This window comes from Porphyrobacter sp. TH134, from assembly GCF_002855495.1.
In the GTDB taxonomy this organism is placed as follows: Bacteria; Pseudomonadota; Alphaproteobacteria; order Sphingomonadales; family Sphingomonadaceae; genus Erythrobacter.
This window is the reverse complement of the sequence record NZ_PKRO01000074.1, coordinates 1-4,287: the sequence shown is the minus strand read 5'-3', so window position 1 is coordinate 4,287 and position 4,287 is coordinate 1. Positions and strand designations below refer to the sequence as shown.

At 59.8% G+C, this 4,287-nt stretch carries 5 protein-coding genes; 1 reads left to right on the top strand and 4 read right to left on the bottom strand.

Annotated elements, in window-relative coordinates; translation table 11 throughout:
* Positions 1–18 precede the first annotated feature (18 nt).
* From C0V72_RS15775 to C0V72_RS15760, 4 genes are all read right to left on the bottom strand, one after another.
* A complete protein-coding gene (locus C0V72_RS15775) occupies positions 19–1,029 on the bottom strand; it encodes a sensor histidine kinase (protein ID WP_101795079.1) in 1,011 nt (336 codons plus the stop codon).
* Positions 1,026–1,472 carry a response regulator gene (locus tag C0V72_RS15770; RefSeq protein WP_101795078.1) on the bottom strand — a complete coding sequence of 149 codons (447 nt, stop codon included), beginning with the start codon at positions 1,470–1,472 and terminating at the stop codon, positions 1,026–1,028. The genes C0V72_RS15775 and C0V72_RS15770 overlap by 4 nt, the downstream gene beginning before the upstream one ends.
* A gap of 14 nt (positions 1,473–1,486) precedes the next feature.
* Positions 1,487–2,941 (bottom strand): sensor histidine kinase, encoded by a 1,455-nt coding sequence (locus C0V72_RS15765; RefSeq protein WP_172439071.1) that lies wholly within the window; start codon positions 2,939–2,941, stop codon positions 1,487–1,489.
* Between the two features lie 180 nt (positions 2,942–3,121).
* Positions 3,122–3,898: a response regulator gene (locus C0V72_RS15760; RefSeq protein WP_172439070.1), complete on the bottom strand. Its 777-nt coding sequence runs from the start codon at positions 3,896–3,898 to the stop codon at positions 3,122–3,124.
* A gap of 180 nt (positions 3,899–4,078) precedes the next feature.
* Between C0V72_RS15760 and C0V72_RS16690 the strand changes: the two genes are divergently transcribed.
* Positions 4,079–4,287: hypothetical protein (locus C0V72_RS16690; RefSeq protein WP_233999990.1), on the top strand; the 209-nt coding region annotated here is incomplete at its 3' end.

Here is a 4,287-nt window from a genome sequence, read left to right as displayed (position 1 = left end):
TGCTCCCCGCCCCTGAAATCATCGCACGGTCACAACGAGACACCTCGTAACACTGGGTGTCGCCTTAGCTCGTAACACTGGGTGTCCATTGACACCCGTTCCCTTGGGCGCTGTGTCGCTCAGGCCGACCCCATCATCCTCGACCACCAGCCGCGCCTCGCCCGGATCTTCGCATTCCAGCCGCACCCGCACTTCGCCCTTCATGTCACCGACATAGGCGTATTTGCTGGCATTGGTGATGAGTTCGGACAGGATCACACCGATCGAGATCGCCCGGTCGATGTTGACACCCAGCGGCGGGCAATCGAACGTGATGCGGGTCAGCGCCTTTTGGCAAGCAATGCTGCGATGCAGGTCGCGCACCAGTTCGGCCAGATAGGTCTGGAGCGATACCGTGCGAATATCCTGCGAGGTATACAGCCGTTTGTGCACCTGCGCGATGGCATAGACCCGCGTGGCGAAATCCTCCACCGCCTCACGCGCTTCGCCGCGCGGCAGCGCGCCTGCCTGCAAATGCGCCATTGATACCACCAGCGTCAGGCTGTTGGCGACCCGGTGGTTGACTTCTTTCAGCAGCAATTCCGCCCGTTCGCGCGCAATTTCGACCTCAGCCTGCGCCAATTCCTGTTGGCGGCGCATCCGCGCGCTATCGAGAGCCTGGTTCAGGATCGCTGCAAGGAGTTCGTAAAACCCTTCGCTCAAATCCTTGATGACATAATCCGCAGCGCCTGATTTGAGCGCGTTGACAGCCACCGCACACTCATCAGACGCCGTCACAAACACCACGGGCGGCGGGGTCGGCAGTTCGATGATCCGCGCCAGGGTTTCTTCGCCCGACATGCTTGGCATGTAATGATCCAGCGCAACAATATCGAACTGGTCGGTGTTTAGCTTGGCAAGGCCGCTCTCGCCATCAGGGGCATGCACGACGTCGAAGCCAAGGCGCGCCAGATTGCGGCTGACAAGGCGCGCAAAGCTTTCATCATCGTCGACAAACAGCAGCCGTGGCCGCGCAGTCTCCTGTGTCACGCGGCATCGTCCGCCGACGGCACTTGCATGACAGCAAGGAACAGGCCGAGCTGGCGGATCGCCGTGGTGAAATCCTCGTAATCGACCGGCTTGGTGATGTAGACATTGGCGCCCAGATCATAACAACGCTGGATTTCGCGCTCGTCATCGGTGGTCGTCAGGACGATCACCGGAAACCGCCGCAATGCGGGGTCGGACTTGAGATGCTCCAGAATTGTCGTGCCGCTCATATCGGGCAGGTTCAGGTCAAGCAGCACCAGAAACGGGCGTTGCCGGGTGGTCAGACCTTCGCTGAGATATTTGAGCGCGGTCGTGCCATCGGCAGCATGCAGGACTTCGTTCATCACGCCTGCGCGCCGGATATTCTTCTCGATCAACCGGGCATGACCAAGGTCATCCTCGATCATCAGAATCGTGACTTCGTGGTGTTCTTTCGGTGCCATTACCTGCCCCTCCTCTATCGTCTCACCAGCGCCATAGAGAGGGGGAGTGTCACGGTAAAGCAGCTCCCCTCATTCGGGGTGCTGGTCAGTTTGATGGTCCCGCCAAGGCGCCGCAACAATGCCTGCACATGCGCAAGACCAATGCCTTCGCCGGGCTGGTCCTGTTCGCCGGCGCGGCGGAACAGTTCAAAAATCCGCTGCTGGTCGCGCGGGGCAACGCCGCGGCCATTGTCGCGGATCGAGATCACCGCCTTGCCTGATGTCGTTTCCCCTTCGACCGTGATCCGGCCGGGAACACCGGGGCGCAGGTACTTGATGGCGTTGTCGAGCAGATTGCCGAACACCTGTTCCAGCGCCAGACGGTCGCTCGACACCTGCGGCAGATTGCCGACAGTGATTTCAGCACCAACCGCGTCGAGCTGGCCGTTCAGCGAGTTTTGCAGATCAGCCAACAGGAGGTTCAGATCGATCGGCTCTGCCGCCAGTGTCCGGCGCCCTTCGCGCGAGATTTGCAGGATTGCCTTGATGAGCCGGTCCATCCGGTTGGTTGCCGAGCGAATAAAGGTAATCGCCTCTGGCATGTCCTGCATCACAGCCGTGCGAACCTCGTCCGGTAACGAGGGCGCGCCATCAGCTGGACTCGCCGTGACGAAATCCGCCATGGTGCGCTGCGCATCTTCAAGCTCGGCGGTGAAGCCCATCACATTGACCAGCGGACTGCGCAGATCATGGCTGACGATATAGGCAAAGCGCTGCACTTCCTCGTTCGCTTCGGCCAGTTCGGACGTGCGCTCGGCGACCCGTTTCTCAAGCCCGCTGGCCATACCGAGGATTTCGGCGTTGGCGCCTTCCAGTTCATTCGTGCGGCGCACCAGCAAAATGATGGAAATAAGGATCAGCAAGCTGGCACTCAGCAGGCCCGCATTGGTCAGCAATTTGGTCTGACTACGGCTCTTGCGGGATGTTTTTTCCTGCCGGGCGAGGCTGTTGAAGATCTGCGTCTTGATAATTGCCAGTGTCCGGCGGACATTATCGGTCTGCATTCGGGCTTCAGAAGATTGGACTCTCGCTTCTGCCAGATTGCCCCTGCTGATCTCATTCTCGATCTGCCGAAAAGAACGCAGCCGCCGGTCCAGCGCGGTTTCAAACAGGCCGATGGTCTCGGCAGATGCGCCGCTAGCTGGCAGGATTGCGGCCATTTTTCGCAAGTCAGTATCAAGGCTGGTCCGTTCGGACCGGTAGCGTGTGGCAAAGGCCTCGTCACCGCTGAGGATATAGCCGCGCTGCGCGTTGTTCATCTCCAGCACGGCCAGCAATACCGCATCAACCGAACTCAAGGCAACCAGGGACCGGCGCACTTCGTCGTCATAGGTTTGGGACTGGTCGAGCGTCCGGCCCGTCAGAAACCCCACCACCACCACAATCAGCAAGCCGGCGGTGAGGGGCAGCCACGGACGCGTGAATGACAATCCGTGCCTGGCCCGAACCACGGCCTCGACGATGGCCGGTAATCGCGACGATGGGCGCGATAATGGGCGCGACATTGGGGTTTCGGGCATTGGTCCTGAGACTTTCTTGACTGTGCCGGACGCCCCTCAGTCGCAATTCACCAGCCCCACGCGGTGCTGGCATCCCGACCGCAGCCGGCGTTACGAATATTCTGCAATCGCCGCCGTTTCGCGCGCAACCAGCAGCGCCTGCCACACGGTTGCCACCACATCATCGGGATTGAACGGCTTGCTGATGACATAGGCGGGCTCGACCCCGTCGCCGGTCAGCAGTTTTTCGGGGAATGCCGTGATGAAGATGACGGGAACGGTAATGTCCTTGAGGATATGAGCGACCGCATCAATCCCGCTTGAACCATCCGCGAGGTTGACGTCGGCCAGGATCAATTCGGGTTGAACCTGCTGGGCTGCGGCAATCGCCTCGCTTTCGGTGCGGACAATGGCCGCCACATCATTCCCCATCGAGACCAGCAGCGATTTCAGGTGCAGGGCGATGATCGCCTCATCCTCGATGATCATCACCTTGGCTGACAGCATGGAATGGATGGCTTCGCGCGCCTGGCTCACATTGTGCTCCACTTCGTGGGCATCAATGCCGAGGATGTAGGCGGCGTCATGGGGGGTGAAGCCTTCGATGGTGGTCAGCAGCAGCGATTTACGCAGCCCGCGCGGCATCGCGCCGACGATGGCACCGGGAATATCGATCGGGCGCAGCGACGAGTCCGTCCAGATCTTGTGAAAAATCCGGTATAGCTCAACGCGAACGCTGACCGCTTCGTTGAACTCATCGGGCGCAGCAATCATGGCCTCCAAAGTTTCGCGGACAGCAGCGTCACCAACGGCCTGTGACCCGGTGAGAGTGCGGGCATAGCGGCGCAGGAATGGCAATTCGGTGGTGATTGCGGCTTGAAACGTCATTGAGGCCTCCTCCATCTGTGCTTGAAGCGGCGCTTCGGAAAAAATGTTCCATAGGCACGGAACATTTTTGCACATTCGGCTCTTGGACCGGCTATCGGCTTTACTTCAAGGTTGCATTGCACGGCGGCCCGCTGCTGCGTGCCATTTGCAAGCCAAGAGCGCGGATGAACAGGGGCAGGAATGACAGAGCGTAAGCAATCGGCTGACACAGGCGCTAAGGCAAAGCCTGGTATGGCGTTTGATCCGGTCGAAGCGGCTTTGCGCCAAATCTTTGACGATGTGGCGTCAGAAGAGACCTGTTGCGAAAGCCGGGCCAGTTTGATTTTTCTGGGACATCGAGTGAGGACAGGGGGGTGTCTTTTGATGCAAGGGATCAGAAGCCGGCCTCG